Below are 18155 nucleotides of genomic sequence, written 5' to 3'. Positions count from 1 at the left end.
CAGCTGCACGCCTGTGATCATCGTCACGATCACTATCAGCCGGTTATCCCTGCCGATCTCAGATCGGCATCAAACCACTTGAATCTTACGTAGCGTCAGATTGTAAGCTTGCTGGTGGCGCCATCGGGGCGGTGTTGCGCAGGCGAACAGAGAAAGAGTGGCGACTCAAGTTCGCCCGACTACGGCTTGGCCGATGTCAAGCATCTCCTCGATAGTCACGGATGGCCGTCTTTTTCACCAGAACGCGAAGTGGCTAGTCGACTCCTGAGATGACGTTGCAACGATCGAGCTCTCAAGTCTGCTGAGAGAACATCGAGATGTGCGAGCGTTGGACTGCGTCATGACGCACATCGCAATCTCGCATCTGTTCGCGCCGAGGCAAGATCATCGTCTCGCGGACAAGACTGAACGGTGAGCAGGTCGTCGACCTGACGGCGCAGCATCGTAAGCGGCAATGAGACCCCGTCTGGCGGAGTGGGTGAGCGATCGGCTATCGGCTGCTGAGTTTGTGAGCCGATGTGAGCTTCTATGTCTGCGCCTAGTTCTGGAACGAGAACCTTCGATATGATCGAAGCGGTCGCCGACAGTCTTGAGGGGGCGCCGCGGCAGCTTCGCCGACGCTGGTCGGACGAGTTCAGGGAGCAGTTGTGACAGAGGCGCTGGAGCCCGGCGCGAGCGTATCGGCGACGCCCGCCGGATCGGCATTCACCCGTCGCAGCTGTTCGCCTGGCGCCGTGATGCTCGGGCCGAGCGGCATTATCGTTCGCGGCCCTCGAGTTGCGAGGGTGTGGTGGCTTCTGTGGCAGGTGTAGTGATCGAAATTGCGATTGGCGAGGTGGTCGTGCGCGCCGGCGTGGATGTCGACGAGGCGCACTTGCAGCGGGTGATCCGGTCGGTCCGTTCGGCATGATCCCCTCTGGTGTGAAGGTGTTCCTCGCAAGCCATCCAACGACTTCCAAGGGTATCGATGGTCTTGTTGCGCTTGTGCGCGATGCCGGTTCAAATCCGTTCGACGGTGTGCTTTATGTGTTCCGGGCAAAAAGAGCCGATGGAATAAAGATCGTATGGTGGGGTGGCTCCGGCGTGTGCCTCTATTTAAAACGTCTTGAAGAGGCGAAGTTCTGCTGGCCGCGGATCGGGCATCATCGGGTGCAGATGAATCCTGCGCAGTTGACGGCACTGGTGGATGGAATGGACTGGAAGCGGGTCCGGACCGTGGCGGTCAAGCGGCCGGAGATTGTTGGGTAAAGGCGCTGCGGCCAAGTGAATCAGTGAGCTGAAAAGGCAAGAGAACCGGGGCAAAAAGCGCTCTGGTCGGGCCAATGATGCCGCCCGATCTCAACCTCCCGAATGACGTAGAGACGCTGAGAGCCATGGTGCTCACTATGGCCGAGAAGGCGGCTAATCGCCCGCAAATCCTTTTGCTTCAGCTTCATTCCCAAATGTTCTGTGTTTTTCTGGCTCTCCGAGTCGACTACAGTATCCACTGGTTCGGAGGCGATTCGGGCGTTCTTTCCCCAAAGCCGAGCGGGACGGCGTCTGAAAGAGCGTGAGTATCGGTGGCATTGCTTTCCCTGACTCGTGGCTTCTCGAAGATATACGAAAATAGAAAACGGAATGCTCGAGGCGGCAGAATGAATACCGACCTACGGAACACCGCGGAAGACTCCAATGAATCTTACGATCTCCTGCAGCAGGCGCAGCGACAACCGGGAGACTTGAGCTCACAAGCCAGCTCGCCGGCACACCCGTCCGCGGATCAAGCGAACTTTGACCAGAAGCTAAGTGAGCTGCGGCCGATCCAACCAACAGCTGCCGCTTCGACGGATTCTGAAATTGGATCAAGGTCGACTATGACGAAGGGCAATCTGAGAGCGCGGGCTATCCCGCAGACCGAACGGTGCCCAGCTCCATCTTTTGTTAGGGGGCGCGCCGAACTTGCCGCATCGCTGAGCGGAGCGAACGTTGAAGCGCTCAGGAACGAGATCAGACTGGCTGAACAGCGATCAGCACAATGGCCAGGAACAAACCGATCTTGCGCTGGCAGCGTCGATAGCAGCAGTGTTTTCAACAATGTGCTGGCATCGTCGTATCTACAGCTACACCGCTTTCAGGACGCGGCCAGCGATTGCGATCCGCGCCTAGATGATAATGTTAGTGCCATCGCGCATGTGCGCTCCTTGGCGGATTTGCGTTGTCACGAAAACCCGCATGTTTCTGAAGCGTTCCGCTGGGAGGACGATGAGGAGGACGAAAAGAAAGAGGACGAAATCGATAAGGCGCGCCTCGCTGCGATGCACACGCAAGGCGACATAGATAGTGCGTTTGTGTCGTTGTCCCAGGACCCCTCACAGCTGCTCGTTTCAAGGGACGACAGTGAGTATGGCGCGAAGGCAATTGCAGAGAACGCTAAGGAGTTGCACACCTACATGGTACCGCGTGTTTCCGCTTGGCCGGCTAAAAAAATCAATGACATTCTAGAGCGCGGGCATGCTCCCGGAGATCGGGAGTTGCGAGATTGGGTGAGGGGATTACCGACCGAGGAGACCGAGGTCTTGTTTCTGGGCGGCAATCTGGCTGACTATCGGATCGCCAGCGAACTGAATCCGCACCGGGCTGACGCACCGCAAAGTGCTCGGCCCATCAAGAAAGCAAGGGTCACCCCTGATTCGCCGTAAGGCAATGCGACGACCGATCCCGCAGTGGCTCGCAAGCCTCGCTGTCGAGGTTTCGGCTATCCTACATTTCCAAGTGCCGTTCTCGCGGAAGGCGTTGTAGCGTCCTCCGCCGACAGGGAAGATATCCACCGCGCCACAGAGGAGGCCTCCGTCCAGCGCGCCCGCTACATGACGCTGGGAAACCATCGCGCCCTTGAGCGATGATCCCACCGTCAGCCTTCCGGCGATCGCCAGCTGATCTGCCCGGTCTTGGCCGGTGAACGCGGTGACCCGCCGCAAGCTACACCACGCCGAGGGACACGATCGCGAGCACATGTTCCGAAAGGATATCGCGCAGGGGCCGCCGTTTCCTGTGATTCAACCTTGGTCCAACATTTTGAGCCGGATTCTGTGCCCCGGTAGCCGTGCTCCAGTTCCCACCGCAATCAGTGCGAGTGGACAGCGAGGCAATTGCTACGCGCCTGGGTTCCCTAGAAGTCAATTGGATTTCCCTGGTATTGTGGGTGTGGCGTCTAGCTTCTCCGCTGGCGATGTGGTCGGCGATGGCACGGTGGCCGACTGAGCTCCGTCCATTGGGGAGCGGCCGACGATAATGGTGAGCAGGCCCTGGCCCCACAGCCGTTGCGCGACCCTCTTGGCGTCCTCCAACGTCACCGCATCGACCACGGCGTTGTGCTCTTCGAAATAGTCGATCGGCAGCTTGTCAAGCTGATGCTGCAGCAGCGTTTGCGCAAGCTTTGATGTTGTGTTGATGGCCAGCACTTGCGAGCCCTTCAGGTAGGACTTTGCATCATCGAGTTCCTGCTGGGTCGGGCCTTCCTCGGCGATGTGGCGGATTTGCTTCTCAATCTGTTCGACCGTCTCGCCGGCGCGATCGGTGCAGGTGCCGCTACTGCCGACAAACATGGCCGAATGATCCATCCAGACGAGGTTCTCACGGACGAAATAGGCAAGCCCGCGCTTCTCGCGGACTTCGCGGAACAACCGCGACGTCAGACCGGTGCCGCCAAGGATCTGGTTGACGACATAGGCCGCCATGAAATCGGGCTCGCTGCGGCGGACGCCGGGACCACCGAAAGTCACAACTGTCTGCGGCACATCGAACGGGATGAAGACGCGCTGCGGCGGCTTTGCTGCGACAATGTCGGAGACCGGCGTCGAGTCCGCCTTGGCCGGCAGGCCGCCAAAGGTCCTGTCGAGCAATGTGCAGAGAACCTCCGGATTGACGTCGCCGACGACCGCGATCTTGAGTGTCTCTTTTGCGATCACGCGTCGGAGATAGCCCTTGAGATCCGCGACCTCTATCTTCGGCAGGCTTTCGATCGAGCCCCCAGCTGGGCGAGCATAAGGATGATCGTTAAAGGCGACTTCGAGGAACTTGCGATTGGCGAGCGAGGAAGGATCAGTCGAGCCGTACCGAAGGCGCGCAAGCTTACTGGCACGGATCCGTTCGACATCGGCCGGGTGGAAACGCGGCGAGGTCAGCGCCATTCGTAACAGCTCGAAGGCCTCGTCCGCGTTGTCGTTGAGCGTGCGCAGGGCGCCGCGGAAGTGATCGTGGGTCGAGCGAAAGCTCAGCTCTATGGCACGACGGTCGAGCCGCTCATGAAAGGTCTTGAAGTCAAGATCGCCACAACCTTCCTTGAGCAGGCCAGCAACCATGTGGCCGACGCCGGGTTTGTCGGTGGGATCCTGGGTCGCGCCGCCCGCGAAGGCGTATTCCATGGCGATCAACGGGACAGTGGAATCCTGCACGAACCAGGCTTCTATACCGCAAGACGAGACCAGGCGCTTGATCTTGGTCGCGGCAAGCGTCCTGGCCGTGGCAAGCGGAGCGGGCGAGGCGAGCATCGCGATTGAGAGCGACGCTCCGCCGAGGAGGACCCCACGTCGTGTGCAAGAATAGGTCACTGTAGCTTCTCCTCGTGTTTTGGCGCTGACTCTTTGATGAGATAGCCGGTCACCGAGCGTTTCTTGTCGAGCCATTTCCGAGTTGCCTCCTGCACCTGCTGTGCACCGACGGCGCGGATGCCATCCGGCCAGCCCCGAATATCATCGATGCATAGTCCCGTCGTCAGACCGCTGCCATACCAGCTCGCGAGCATTTCCTGATCGTCCTGGGCGTAGATTGCCTGCGCGATCAACCGCGTCTTGACGCGCTCGAGATCTTCGGTGCTCGGGGGGGTATGCGCAATGTCGGCGATCACCTCGTCGATGCCGCGCTCAATCTGGCCGAACTTGACGCCAGGTTTTGGTATGGCGGTAATCACGAACTGCGAGGGATCGAGCGCGGCAGCGTGGTAGCTCGCCTTGGCACTGACCGCGAGCTGATTGTCGATTACCAGCGTGCGATAGAGATATGAGTTGACGCCACCGCCCATCAGTTGCCCGAGCACGTCAAGCACTGGACTCTCCGAAGTGCGAGCCGACGGCACGAGATAATAGCGGCGCAAGACTGGCTGCTCGACGCGGGGATCGGCCAGCGTCACGGTGCGCGACGCAGCCGGCGTCGGCTCCAGCGGTCGCAGGCGTTCCGCGGGGATCGACGGTTGCGGGGGGATGGCACCAAACTTCTCCTCCACCACGGGGCGGATTTCCTTGGGATCCACGTCACCAGCGATGATCAGGATCGCGTTGTTCGGTGCATAGAAGCGTTTGTAGAAGGCAAGCGCGTCCTCGCGGTCCAGCTTTTCGATCTCCTGCCGCCACCCGATAATAGGGCGACCGTAGGGGTGGTTGAGGTAAAGCGACGCCATCATTTGCTCAGTGAGCCGCTCACCGGGATCGTTGGCGACGCGCTTATTGAATTCCTCCAGCACGACATCGCGCTCGGACAGCACATTCTCATCTTTGAGAATGAGACCGGTCATGCGGTCCGCTTCAAATTCCATCATCTTGCCGAGCTGCTCGCGTGGCACGCGCTGGAAATAGCTGGTGTAGTCGACTCCGGTGAAGGCGTTCTGCTTGCCCCCGACGCGCAGCACGGTTTGGGAGAATTCATTCGCCGGGTGTTTGGACGTGCCCTTGAACATCAGGTGCTCAAGGAAATGCGCAAGCCCTGATTTGCCCGGCGGCTCGTCGGCGGAGCCGACCTTATACCAGATCATCTGAGTCACAACGGGCGTACGATGATCCGCAATCACCACCACCTGCAGGCCGTTCTGAAGCGTGAAGCTGGCTGGTCGATCCGACTTGACCGAGTCCTCGGCAAATACGATGCCCTCTTCAGGAAAGTCTAGGTCAGTGCTACCATCTGTTCTGTGCTCGACCGCCAGCGCGGTGCGCGTCGTCGGGTCGAAGGCACCAGCGGCGGTACCTCCCGCCTTGGCAGTGACCGAACTCCGGTTCTTCATGGCATCGCCTTTCGTTCCCATGGTGATCCACGTTTGTGGCGGGCAATCCGACAAAGCGGCGAGCCGCACCCCGTTTGGCATGGCATGCAGCGGAGCAAAGGCCGGGCCAATTGCCCGATGGCCTGCGCACGGCGGCGCGGCACGCCAAGTGGACGCAAAACAGAACCGGCGCGTATGTTCTGGCCAAAGGTCGACGGTCGGCATGTCGTGAACACGACATTGCGTACGTCGCACGACAACCTGGCGCAATGCCAGAATGGAAACTTACGGGGAAGGTAGATTGAGCGGCGATGTGACGCCGGCTCAACTTTCGCCAGGCACGCTGTTACACATCTCGCTCTACACCGTGAGTGGCCTGGCAATATTTCTCATGATCGCGAGGCGGGAGCCGGCGAGCAGCTCCTTGGAGTACACTCCGCCGAAGTAGTCCAGGACGAAGGTGCCAGAATAGCGTAGATGATCGGTAGCGCGGATCAGGTTATCGAGAATTGGGCCCACTTGGCCAATGCGGTCGCGGTAGCGCGCACGGATAACGTTAGCGGCGTTCATCGAGTGAACCGCCTCATCGGCAATTGCCTCCCGCAACCAATGATGAAACGTGTTGTTCCCGAGGGCGTCATAAAATGGCTTTTCTGCTGCATAGGCGCGGCAAGTGCACATCTCATCAAATGCAATCATAACCATCAGGGATAATTCGTCCTTCAGGTGTTCGCCGATCGGGCCAAAATCATGCGATCGAGCGTCCAATCTCCTCCGAAGATCCTTTTCGGATCCATTAGCGACGAGTTCAATGATGCGGATGAAGCCATCGGTGTGGCGCTCTTCATCGGCCTCCCAGGCATTGAAAAACGCCCCGGCTTCATCGGTCGCGATCAGCTTTCGGGCTGACAATTCTTGTCTCAAATGCCTGGCGTCGTACTCGGTGTACAGATCAGGCCACAATCTGTCCCAACGTGCGCGTACAACCGATGGCTCGGCGGTGAACATCGCTGGCGTAAGAGCGTGAAATAGCTCTCTTGGACTCCAGCGCCGCCGAACCGGCGTGATCATCCGAGTGCTCCTATCGCGAGCGGCGCGAGCGCTCCAGCGCGCGAACTATCGCCCGAACACTCGCAAAGCCTATTTGCTATGAACAAAAGCACGCCGTCACCTCCTTGCGTTGGTGGGATGCAATTGCGGCTCTGCGCACCGTAGCACTTGAGCAGTTCGGAAACGCCTTGAGTGCGTCATTAGACAGTGGAAATGGTCATGCCCATTCTTGGTGGTTTGAATGATGAGCTGCCGCTGCTTTCGGCGGAGCTCGGCCCCTTTTCATTGCGGGGATCCCGGCCCGCCGCATGCTTGTGGTCAGCGCAATAGCAGGCTTGCGAGCTCGATGAGCCATGGCGACTAAACCTGCAGGGCCGCCGGGGGCATTGATCGTGTTCGACAAACGCACGATGGATATCGATGGCGCGCGCTTCCGGCGAGTCCGACGCGGCTCGCGCAGGGAAAGCGGATACGCCGGCTTGCGTAAAGCGCAATCCCTCCGGTCCGCCCCGATGCAGGAAGTTTGACGTCGGTGATCAAAGCGTTACATGCCTAGGCATCAGATGCGGGTCCGACCCGTTCCAAAGCCAATCTGGCTAATCACGTGAGCTGTCTCAGTGTGAGCCTGTGCGATTTACATAAAGTCGTATCCATCGTCGTACGGATCTTGCGCGTGATTGGTTGCACTCCCGCTACGCTTGGCATCGTCACCACCATTGTCTTCAGCTGCGGCAAGATATAAAGGAGGCTTGCCTTCCCGCTGCCATTTGCCCTCGCTGTTCTTCTTCCACTTGTCCGCGCGCTTGGTAGGGTCAAGCACCATCATCGAATCGCTTACCTCAACAAAGCCCAATGCTCGTGCGCGAGCTTTTGCTTCGGGGTTGGAAGAGTGAGACAGGACGAGCGGTTCGTCGCCATCGAGCCGGAGCTGATGTTCCAGCAGAATATCGCCCGCGTTATCGATGAGTAACGCGGAAATCTATCGTTGACGTGATTTCATCTCGCCCAGGGAACGTCTCCCGCCAAGTATTGTCGCCTTTGAACAGTTTGCTCATGGCGCCGCCGGGTTCCGTTCTCAGGAGTCCAACGCTTTTGTTACCGAGTTGATAGCTGAAATATCGCGCCTTCTCCGAACCGGCTTTCGTACCGAAGCGAAACGCGATGTCCGCCGTGCGCTGGGCCTTCTGGGAAACGGGACGGGAATACCGCTGCGGATGCGCAGCGATATTCTCTAGGTCGTCGCCATAAAACTCCGCTAGCTTGTCCTCGAAGGTAGACCTTGAGATCTCAACCACCGGCGGCTCGGAAACCAGAGAGTAGGGCCGGGTTGCTGTCGAAGATGAACCAGCCTGCGAACCCGCGGATGCTAAATTCAGCGGGGAAAACATGTCCGCGAACCTTTGGCTATCCTCATCAGCGTACCGGTCATTGGTGGCGCGCTGTCGCGTTTCATCGGCTTCGGAAACGCTTGCGGCGTGACTGATGGATGAGTCATTGATGCGGTTTTACATGGCGATTCGCATTCCTATCGACGACGTTGCTTCGCGGGAACTGGCCCTTGAGCCTTGGTGCTACTCATAGTCAGCCTAGCTGTCGGCAAGCTGACAGCTAGGCATCGAGCATCGGCGGGTCGTGCTTGTTCGCCACGCTACCTCGATCGGTCCAACGCGTGCCCGCCGTCCGTTTGCGGTTGTAGACTGGCGTTCGCGGTCGCCGGCTTCCCATCAAGTGCGAGCGATAATTTGAGATTGTTGCGCAACATCAGATTTGCGGGTTCTGTTTGGAGAGCTTGGCGGTAGAGCGCTTGCGCCTCGTGATGGCGGCCCTGGTGATCGAGCACGACACCCTTGGCATTCAGCGCGCGCAGGTCGCTGGGGACTGCCAATAACACGGTATCAAGCACGTCAAGCGCTTCATCCGGGGATTTGCGTGCCAAGAGGGCCCGCGCAAGAGGAATCGCCGCATCGACGTTGTCCGGTTGTTGCTTCAACGTATCGCGCAGAGTCTGCTCATCAGAATCCCGACCGAGAGCGTGCGAAATGCGCTCGCGCATAGCAGGATCGATCTCCTTGGCGTCGGCTGGGTCTGATCTGAACATTTGCTGGACTGGGAGACCCGACGGCTCCGAGGTAGCGCAACCTGCCAGCAGTACAATGGCGAGGAGGGCTGAGCACGAGTTCGGACGAAAGGAGCACAAGTGCCGCCCGATGCTTGTCTCATACGAATTCATAGGCTGTCTCATGGCGACATGCCGTGGCTCTGTTAGCTCGCAGCGGTAAGGAGCCCAGTACGCTCCGTGGAAGGAGCCTGGTCCTTCGCAGCCGGAAGCTTGACCGATCCAATCGGCTGGACCGTGAAATCCGAGGCAAGATCCTGATAGGACAGAACGGGCAGATCGATCCCGTTGCGGGTGAGGAAACCGCGTACGAAACGCCGGATATCCATCGACCCGAGAATGACGGGTTGGCTCTGACTTTGTGCGATGGTGGACTGGATCTGACGGAATTGTGCAAGCAGCCTCTCGCTCTGCCAATCGTCCAAAACCAGGTATGGGCCGACAGCGGTTTCGCGCACCGCGCTGCGCACAATATCCTCGGTCTCACGCTCGATGATAAAAGCGGCCACAACACGGTGGGCATTGGCATAGCGAAAACAGATCTGACGTTTCAGAGTGGCACGAACATATTCAGTGAGCAGGACGGCGTTTTGCTCGCGTTCACTCCATTCTGCCAATGCCTCCAGGAGCAGGCGGGTGTTGCGAATTGGAATGCCCTCATCGAGTAGGCGGCGCAGGACCTCGGCGATTCGAGGGATTGTCGTCGTACGCAGCACCTCCTTCACGAGATCAGCGTATTCCTGCTCCATCCGGCCGAGCAATTGGCGGGTCTCTTGAATGCCTACCAGGCGCTGTGCATAGCGTGTCAATGTGGAATGGAGACGTAAGCCAAGAATTTCGCTCGGACGGTGATATCCGATTCCGGCGGCCTTGAGAGCAGCTGCATGGCCTTCTTCGATGCAGATCCGATTCGTCTCCGGGTCTTGCCGAAACGGGATGCCGCTCAATTCAATGTTCGCCACATCGTCGTTGAGCGCGAGTTGCGTCGGATCGATGACGTCCCGTTCAACTGGCACGCTATCGACATCCACCCTGAATTGTGACCTGGACAAGTGCTGATCAATCTGAGCCGGGATACGCGGAACTGTGATGCCAAGATCCGCCGATACCAGCGTTGAAACGCGCGCGATGCACTGTTCCAGCTCCTTCTTGTCGATCGAATGCGTCAGGTTCGGCGCAAGGAATAACGCGATCGGAAGGGCTTCCGCATGAACGGCTTGCTTCTGAGTCTGTGCTGGGGCCGGAGTCGAGACGGTGACAGTTCCGCCCGTCGTAGCGGCCGCCTTGTCGCCTTTCGCGCCAACCTTGACATAGCTCGCTGCAGCGAAGAGCACAGCCAGGATGACGAACGGGGGCAGAGGGAAGCCAGGAATAAGTCCCATCAATAATAAGACGCAGGCGGCTAACCGAAGTGCTTGTGTGCTCGCCGTAAGTTGGTTGACGATATCGGCGCCCAGCTTGAGCTTGGAAGGCCCGTTGACACGCGTGACGATGGTCGCGGCCGTAATCGACAGCAGCAGAGCCGGAATCTGAGAGATGAGCGCATCACCGATCGTCAGTAGCGTATATTGATGCAGCGCCTCATCGAGCGACATCCCCTTGGAGAGGAGGCCGATGCTGATCCCGCCCAGCATATTGATGCAGATGACGATCAGCCCGGCAATTGCGTCGCCCTTCACAAACTTCATGGCACCATCCATGGCGCCATGAAGTTGGCTTTCTTGCTCCAGTGTGGCGCGCCGGCGACGGGCTTCGTGTTGATCGATATGGCTATTGCGCAGCTCCGCATCGATCGCCATCTGCTTGCCCGGCAGCGCGTCGAGCGTGAACCGCGCCGACACCTCTGCGACGCGTTCGGCGCCTTTGGCAAGAACCATGAACTGCACCATGGTCACGATGAGGAATATGACTATTCCGACAGCGATATTCCCCGAAATGACGAAGTCGCCAAACGTGTGGATGATACTGCCCGCGTCGCCCTCAGCAAGAATAAGCCGTGTTGTTGCGATGGTCAGCGCGAGACGGAATACCGTCGAAATCAGGATGACGCCCGGCAAGGACGAAAAATCAAGCGGCGTGCTGAGATAGAGGGCGACCATCAGCAGCAATATGGCAAAGCCAAGGTTGAAGCCGATCAGCATGTCAATCACGATGATCGGGATCGGGATAATCATCATGCCGATCGCCAGAAGCAGCAGCAATGCGACCATAAAATCCGGGCGGGCCGGCGCGCGCACGATGAAGCTACGCAAGACGTTGGCCATGTAGGTCCCTATTGCTGTTTGATGATCGCTGTGCTGCAGCGCAATGACACATAGTGTTGGAAGACGTCGCGGGCCTCGGTCATGCGGCCTGCCTGTCGCAGCGCGTGACTGCGCAAGAGCGTTAAGGGCACGCGTGAAGACGGGTGAGCATCAAGTGCGTCCAGCCGATCCAGCACAGCAAGTGCCTCATCGCCAAGGCCCTCCGAGATGAGAGTGTAGGCTAGAATGCGGAGTAGATCGACATCTTGGGAATGTTCGCGAGCTGCGATTCGCAGCAGAGCCAGACTCTGTGCGCTCTGCCCGCACGCGAGGTGGACATAGGAGAGGGCGCAGAGCAGGTCACGCTCAGGCCCGGAGATCAGCAAGATATCGCCGGACTTGGAAACGTCTGGGGCCGACCCAGGGGCGACGTGCTGCACCCGATCCGAGTCGATCATTGTTAGCCCTTGATCAAGCTGTTCTGATTCTGCCGAAGCAGAAGAAGCCGCCGCAGCTCCTGCTGCAGGATTGCCAAACATTCACAAGCCGTCTTGTCGTTTGGCGTCGCCTCCAGTGTTTGAGTAAGGCGTTCCAGGAGAGGACCATGCTTGTCCGCGCGCAGCACGTCCGGATGACGTAGGCGTGGAATGACGAACGAGAGCAGGCCATGTGAGAGATTGTGGCCATAAAGTGAGGTCAATAGCGCGCGTGGGTCGATCTCATTGGATCCCGCACCCCTCTCGAAGAGAGTGACGCGGGAAAGGGCATCGATAGAGTTGACCTCGAGCGCGGCTTCTGTCGCAGCATCAATTGGCAGATCGCGCGCGGGCGTGTCCCGCCACGACGCCTGTTTCGTGTCGCCGTCTGCCTGCGTGCCATCGACTTCGATGTTATTGGTTTGCAGGTTGGTCGGGCGGACGACTGGCGCATTCTCGCCGACGTTGAACCCCTGCGATGAGGTGCCGGGCCCTACAGGGTGCTGGGGCAGCCTAGCCATCGACTTCTCCTTCTTTCCTGCAGGATAGAAACTTTAATAGGGGAGAGCAGCAGACCGGCCGTTCCGACTGAGCAACACTCGCCCATCCTCAATTCGATCGACTGTCCATCCATTGCTCAACAGCGCGCCGACGAAATACTTCTGGCCGCCGATGAGCAGATAAGGTTCACTTCCGCGCCAAACTGCTTGGACAGCAATCGAGGACGGCGTCTTCTCGTCCTTGACGGTGACCGCGTTCACAAGAGCAGGAGTTCCGTTGGTTCGATGATCAAACCATTGCTGGAGTTCCTGCCATTTTGCGACCAGGGCAGGCGTAACAGTGCCTTCCGCGGTCACAACACCCGTTCCGGAGCCGACCTTGATACTAAGAAGGCCCCCTCGTTCTACCTCCTGCCGCAGCAGTTCGGCGGTTGCATCAGCGGCCCTCTCATCAACATGGTTGATGGTTGGTTTGGGGGCGACGTCGACAGCAGGCGATGCATCGGTGCTCAGTGCCACCGCGCTATCGGTTGGGGCGAAGATGGTTGAGACGGTACCGATCACAACCGAGCTGAGCAAGACCAGGCCAAGTGCCACGATCGAGCTAAGTGAGCGGTTGCTCGAACCAGCCTGCGGCAAATCCTGTGTCGACCAGCGAATGGACATGGCGCCGACATGAACGACGGCAGGAAGAGGAACACTGACGCGCTCGCCTGGGACGATATTTTCGTGGCCGTCCAGACTGATATTGGCAGCAAGGGCCTCGATCTCGATCGAATTGCCATGTGGGGTGATGCGAAGGTGACGCGGTTCCAGCCCTTGTTCAACGAAGATCAGATCGGCATCGAGGCCGCTGCCGATGAGGCTGGGCCCAGCGGCTGCTTTACCCGTAAGCCCAGTATAAAGCCCCGACAGCACTTCAAACTCAAGAGAGATCGATTCGTTCACGGATAATCTCCTGAATAACGAGAGAAGCCGTACGGCAGTTGCCGTACGGCTGTTCCGCAGTTCGTCATTCACTGCGCGGGTCCGGTAGCGACGCGGTGAGCTGCCGTCTTGGCAGACTTACTGGACGCGCTCGTCGGCGACCTTCTTCTCGGAAGAGAGCTCGGTCGTAATTCTGCGCATTTCCACGGCCTGACGCTGAACGTTCTGGCTAACACGCTCGAACTCAGCCATCTGGTTCTGGAAACCAGCATCCGCGGACTGCTGGGCGCCAGCAGCGGCGCCGTTACCGCCAACACTATCAACCGCCATGTCTATTCACCTTTCTTTGTCGTATGTCGTTAGTTGTGGCCTGCTATGTCGGGCGAGCCGGCGAAACGATGGCAGGAATAGACAGAAAGACCTGCTCGCCTCCGAGGGTGCTGAGGCTCAGCTCCGCGTGCTTGCCGAGACCGTCGGTCTTGGGCTGTACGTTGCCCGTTTCAGCGTTCTTGTTGTCGGCAGTTTTGTCGGAGTGACTATCATCGGACTCCAGCTTGTGGAGTACCTTTTCAAAGGTATGGTCGACGGCCCCGCCCACTGCGGAACCAATCGCAGCTCCGGCAGGTCCGCCAAGCCATCCGCCGGCAGCACTTCCGATCATTTCTCCAATCATCGGCTTCTCCTATGCTCGTTACGCTCAATAGGCGACTCCTCGCCTAGAGTTCAGCGGCCTCATGCTAGGGGCGCTACCTTTCGAGAAGCTGACGAGTCTCACGTTCGAGGTAATTGGGTCGATCCTTTGCAGCAGCCATCACCTGCCGGTAGCTGCAAGCTCACCGAGGCTCGCTGGCCGTCCTATGGTTGGCGTGGCGGCGAAGCGACAGGGGAGCCGCGAACGTGCGTGTGGGTTCAGACGCAATTGCTGGATTCGGTGAAGCTCGCTGGGTAAGTCTGACCTGCGTGCGCGGTCCGGTGCGCAAGTCGGGTCGATAAGCCGATAGGGTGGGCTGTGGCATATGTCGATGAGCGCTGAGTCATCTAATCCGCAGCTGTGGTGACTCTTGGAGTGGGGCGGGAACCTAGTTAGGGCGGCACGCTGATGCTGCGGAGACTGACGGTGTGATCGCCGGTACAACCCAGATCGCGTCCGGCGGTCTATTGGGTTGCCGCCGGGGCAATAGCGCGTGGCCGGGAGCGGCGGGAACGCTGCTTCCCTGATCGGATGGAGTGACTGGCGGTGTCGCGGCGATCGCGTCACCTATCGTGAGGACCGGGTGGACGTGCCAACTCGGCCTCGAAGATTATTGCTTCAAGAGCAAGGCGGAGTGAGATTTTGCAAGAAACAGGACCTATCGGCGCGGCCTGCATCGGACATTCAATCGATGTTCATGACGCGACGTATCACCTGTGATCGGCGGGTGTCGATAGTTGCCTAGAGGTGGTCTGTCGCGGCGGCCAGCGGCTGCGAGCAGTCATGCGATCCACATCCCCTCGAATCCTAGCGACGGTTGAGATGCTCAGTCGGTGGTTCGTTGTCGTCAGCTTTTCGACAGGTATTGCGGGTAGAGTTCCTGCGAGTTGGATGCGCACGATATGCTCGTGCCGAGCCGCTGCGAAATTGAAATGAGAGAGGGAGGGGCCTCATCAAGGCTGCCGGCGCTGGCAGCGAGAGGCATCCATTCGCTCGCCATCGGGCTAATGGTGCGTTCTGAATGAGTTCCTGGTTGATTGTGCGCGTACGCTCGCAGTTTTACCGCTTTCTTCGATGCAACAGGAGTGAACTAAATGGCGTATCTTCCCGTGGCCGGTCTCCCCGTGGTCGGCGCACTTGATTCGACGATGAACGGAGTGGGGCCGGAAGGCGCGGTTGCCAGTCCCGCTTTTAATACACTGTTGGGGCAGTATGCCCCGGCTGGTACCTACCAGTACCTGCCGGTAAGTACCGCCGCCGTTGTCGCTCCGGCGGTCGTTCCTGCGGCCGTCGTCCCTGCCGTCGTCGCGCCCACTGTGGTGACACCCGCGTTCGTCACTCCAGCCGTTGTCGTTCCCGCGTACATGATGGCGCCGCCTCCTCCTCCCATGCTGTCGAGCCAGCTGAACCAGGGCTCGGAGCCTTCGGTCGATCCGGTGTGGACGCATGAGGTCAAGGATGGCAAGGCCACGATCAACCTAGGCGACAAGTATACGATTACGGCCGACGAGAAGGATGGCACCTGGACCGTTCGTAACAACCAGACCGGCCATGTCACAAAGATCCATGGCGATCCTCACGTCGATGCAGACGGGGACGGCAAGGATGACTTCGATTTCAAGAAAGATATGACCTTCCAGCTCGACGATGGGACAAAGATTACCGTCAATAATGTCGACTACGGTAATGGCGAGAGCATCTCCTCAAAGCTGACCATTACGAATGGCCACAACGCGATGGTTGTCGAGGGGCTCGGCGACGACAAGGATGGCAAAAACAATCTGAGGGTGACCCAGTCAAACGCTGGCATGACTCTTGATGAGCTGACAGCCGATGGTGCCCAGACGATCCATGAGAGCGGCCAAAGCTGGGTCGATGGGGCCGGAGGCGCGGTGAATCAGGCGAGTATCGATGCCGGTGAACAGGGACGCGCGCCGGGCAATTACCAGTCTGCAAGCGCGCCGCCTGCCTGTGCAAGCCCCGTCTTCTTCGTTCCTCCTCCGCCGCCGCCTCTTGCGATGGTGCCGATTGCCGTCGCTCAGACGCCAACGCCATCATATCAGCCCCCGCCTCAGCCGGCCCCAGTGTGGTCGCATGAGGTCAAGGACGGCAAGGCGACGATCAACCTTGGTGACAAATATACGATCACAGCCGATGAGAAGGACGGTACCTGGACCGTTCGCAACAACCAGACCGGCCATGTCTCGAGGATCCACGGCGATCCTCACGTCGATGCGAATGGCGACGGCAGGGATGATTTCGACTTCAAGAAAGGTATGACTTTCCAGCTCGACGACGGCACGAAGATTACCGTGGACACGGTCGATTATGGTAAGGGAAAAACCATCTCCTCGAAGCTTACCATCACCAACGGCGACAATGCCATGGTTGTCGAGGGGCTCGGCGACGACAAGGATGGAAAGAACAATCTGAAGGTGACGCAGTCCAATGCCGGGCGGACCCTTGATCAGCTGACGTCGGATGGAGCTCAAACAATCCATGAGCGAGATCAGGGATGGGTTGACAATTCCGGACGCAGAGTGACGCAGTCGGTCATCAACCACAATGAGAACCCGGACGCGCCGCCGGATCTTAAGACGATGATGCGCGAGATGATGTTCCAGCGCATTTTCGGTCGCGATGCACAGCCGGCGTGAGGCCCGATCCAGGCGTGTCGGCAAATCGTGGAAGCGGGCGCAAGCGCCCGCTTTCATTTTCGGCCACGTGAAGGGCGGGCGCGGCGGCGTATCGATCCAGCATCACCGTTGTCATCTAGATGATCTCGGCAGTCACAGCGTTGCCGCTAACCTCTCCAACAAACGGGCTATGGCCTCAGGGCTTCGGTACCCGACCAGCGGCGCGCATCTTCGATGCTGCCCGGCCCGTTGCCGGCGAGGCACTGCATAGGAACGAGCGCCTCAGGGTTCTCTGCCCGTCAACGCTCCCGCCGATGCGGGCGTTCGGGGGAAAATCCCTATAAGATCGCTGTACTGGGCAGGTTCGCGGGGTTGGCGCGATCAGATTGAGGACGGCCTGAGCAGTGCGATCTATCATCAACTCAAAAAGGGGAAGCTATCGCCCTGTCTCGCGTTGAGCCCCCTTGTTATGGCCTGCGAAGAGGGGTGAGCGTCAACCTTTGCGTCGTGGGAGGTCCAGCAGGTTTTCAGGGTACCGACGGCAGTGTGCCAAGGCCTTGAGCATCGGCATTGCTGTCAAAATCTGCTGCTGCGGAAGGTCAGAAGAAGGTCGCAGCGGCGCGCTGCCGAAAAGATCTGGGGCACTCGGATTCACGGACCCGCTCGTTCCACGGATCCGGAAGATCGTTGAAGGCGCGATCTAGCTGCTGATACGTGCCAAGTCTCGCTTGCTCAGCCAATCGGGGTTCGATTTGATCACCACGTCCGATGTATTCCTATGTCGGGCGGAGCATCCCGGCTCATCCATCATCGAGCTCGCTCATGGCGTCATCCATATCGGACTGAGAATCGCTTATGACTTGCGTGGCGACGGAAACGAGAGCTTTCTCGAACGCTCGCTGCAATAGCGCTGCAGGCGAGCCGTCGCCGCCGTTCCCAGCGGTGTCGGGGTTTGCGCCAGCCTCCGGCCCTGTTGTCGCGATATCGGTTGCACCTGCGTCCATGTCGTAACACTCAGATAGCGGCGTCGCCGCGAGATGACCTACTCTCTTTATGTTAGCAAGGTCAGCTTGCGAAAAGCTGACGAAGATCGAGTCTCCTTAAGGTAATGAATTCTACCCTCTGTACCTAACTAGCGACCTCTGAATCAGAAAAAGCCGGCCGAATGGAACCCGTTACGGTCCATCGCTTCGACACGGCCTAACAAGAAACGGACGGACGCATCGCTCACGCCAAGCTTATCTTCCAGCAGATGCAGGAGACGCGCACCAAGCCGACCTCGCGCGTGGCTTTGTGGTCGCAGCATATCGAGCGCCCACAGTGCGTAGACGCGTGCGGCCAACGCGCTTGATTTTTCCATTCCTGGAAGGAACGATTCTCCCGCGGCACAAATCGAACCAATCTTGCCGACGCCATTCCCGAGGCAGATCTCCCGGACGTACTCGACGACACCGTGCCTTCAGTGGACGACGGGAAGCGTCCTAGTCGGCGGGGATGAGATGAGGG

15 protein-coding genes are annotated in these 18155 nt (G+C 58.9%); 4 read left to right on the top strand and 11 right to left on the bottom strand.

Features of this window, described 5'->3' with window-relative positions; all coding sequences use genetic code 11:
• The first annotated feature begins 921 nt into the window (after window positions 1-921).
• Window positions 922-1248, top strand: coding sequence for an IS66 family insertion sequence element accessory protein TnpB (gene tnpB / locus ACE10Z_RS36535; RefSeq protein WP_375785036.1), 327 nt, complete (start codon window positions 922-924; stop codon window positions 1246-1248).
• Window positions 1249-1634: 386 nt separating this feature from the next.
• On the top strand, window positions 1635-2678 hold the full coding sequence (locus tag ACE10Z_RS36530) for a hypothetical protein (protein ID WP_375785035.1): 1044 nt from the start codon (window positions 1635-1637) through the stop codon (window positions 2676-2678).
• Window positions 2679-3155: 477 nt separating this feature from the next.
• On the opposite strand, the gene ACE10Z_RS36525 is transcribed toward ACE10Z_RS36530, so the two are convergent.
• The 10 genes from ACE10Z_RS36525 to ACE10Z_RS36480 form a co-directional block, all read right to left on the bottom strand.
• Entirely contained in the window at window positions 3156-4529 is a 1374-nt protein-coding gene (locus ACE10Z_RS36525) for a M16 family metallopeptidase (RefSeq protein ID WP_375790011.1), read from the bottom strand.
• A 56-nt stretch (window positions 4530-4585) separates the two neighbouring features.
• Window positions 4586-6235, bottom strand: coding sequence for a M16 family metallopeptidase (locus tag ACE10Z_RS36520; protein WP_375785034.1), 1650 nt, complete (start codon window positions 6233-6235; stop codon window positions 4586-4588).
• A gap of 135 nt (window positions 6236-6370) precedes the next feature.
• Window positions 6371-7081, bottom strand: a complete 711-nt coding sequence (locus ACE10Z_RS36515) for a hypothetical protein (RefSeq protein WP_375785033.1) — start codon at window positions 7079-7081, stop codon at window positions 6371-6373.
• 613 nt (window positions 7082-7694) lie between these two features.
• Window positions 7695-7886 (bottom strand): hypothetical protein, encoded by a 192-nt coding sequence (locus ACE10Z_RS36510; protein WP_375785032.1) that lies wholly within the window; start codon window positions 7884-7886, stop codon window positions 7695-7697.
• 130 nt (window positions 7887-8016) lie between these two features.
• Window positions 8017-8448: a hypothetical protein gene (locus ACE10Z_RS36505; protein ID WP_375785031.1), complete on the bottom strand. Its 432-nt coding sequence runs from the start codon at window positions 8446-8448 to the stop codon at window positions 8017-8019.
• A 260-nt stretch (window positions 8449-8708) separates the two neighbouring features.
• A complete protein-coding gene (locus tag ACE10Z_RS36500; RefSeq protein WP_375785030.1) occupies window positions 8709-9113 on the bottom strand; it encodes a tetratricopeptide repeat protein in 405 nt (134 codons plus the stop codon).
• Window positions 9114-9322: 209 nt separating this feature from the next.
• Entirely contained in the window at window positions 9323-11440 is a 2118-nt protein-coding gene (gene sctV / locus ACE10Z_RS36495) for a type III secretion system export apparatus subunit SctV (protein ID WP_375785029.1), read from the bottom strand.
• Between the two features lie 8 nt (window positions 11441-11448).
• The gene (locus ACE10Z_RS36490) at window positions 11449-11877 is read right to left on the bottom strand and encodes a tetratricopeptide repeat protein (RefSeq protein ID WP_375785028.1); all 429 of its coding nucleotides are present in this window, start codon (window positions 11875-11877) and stop codon (window positions 11449-11451) included.
• Between the two features lie 2 nt (window positions 11878-11879).
• Window positions 11880-12416 (bottom strand): hypothetical protein, encoded by a 537-nt coding sequence (locus ACE10Z_RS36485; RefSeq protein WP_375785027.1) that lies wholly within the window; start codon window positions 12414-12416, stop codon window positions 11880-11882.
• A 33-nt stretch (window positions 12417-12449) separates the two neighbouring features.
• Window positions 12450-13343 (bottom strand): hypothetical protein, encoded by an 894-nt coding sequence (locus tag ACE10Z_RS36480; RefSeq protein WP_375785026.1) that lies wholly within the window; start codon window positions 13341-13343, stop codon window positions 12450-12452.
• A gap of 108 nt (window positions 13344-13451) precedes the next feature.
• Here ACE10Z_RS36480 and ACE10Z_RS36475 point away from each other — a divergent pair, with 108 nt between their 5' ends.
• Window positions 13452-13685, top strand: coding sequence for a hypothetical protein (locus ACE10Z_RS36475; RefSeq protein ID WP_375785025.1), 234 nt, complete (start codon window positions 13452-13454; stop codon window positions 13683-13685).
• A 10-nt stretch (window positions 13686-13695) separates the two neighbouring features.
• Here the strand turns inward: ACE10Z_RS36475 and ACE10Z_RS36470 are convergent, their stop codons facing one another.
• Complete coding sequence (locus ACE10Z_RS36470; RefSeq protein WP_375785024.1) at window positions 13696-13995, bottom strand: hypothetical protein; 300 nt, start codon at window positions 13993-13995, stop codon at window positions 13696-13698.
• A 1112-nt stretch (window positions 13996-15107) separates the two neighbouring features.
• On the opposite strand from ACE10Z_RS36470, the gene ACE10Z_RS36465 reads away from it, so the two are divergent.
• Complete coding sequence (locus tag ACE10Z_RS36465) at window positions 15108-16670, top strand: DUF1521 domain-containing protein (protein WP_375785023.1); 1563 nt, start codon at window positions 15108-15110, stop codon at window positions 16668-16670.
• Window positions 16671-18155 lie beyond the last annotated feature (1485 nt).

It is taken from the genome of Bradyrhizobium sp. Pha-3, from assembly GCF_042258615.1.
In the GTDB taxonomy this organism is placed as follows: Bacteria; Pseudomonadota; Alphaproteobacteria; order Rhizobiales; family Xanthobacteraceae; genus Bradyrhizobium.
The sequence above is the reverse complement of the archived record's forward strand: the minus strand, read 5'-3'. Positions and strand labels throughout refer to the sequence as shown.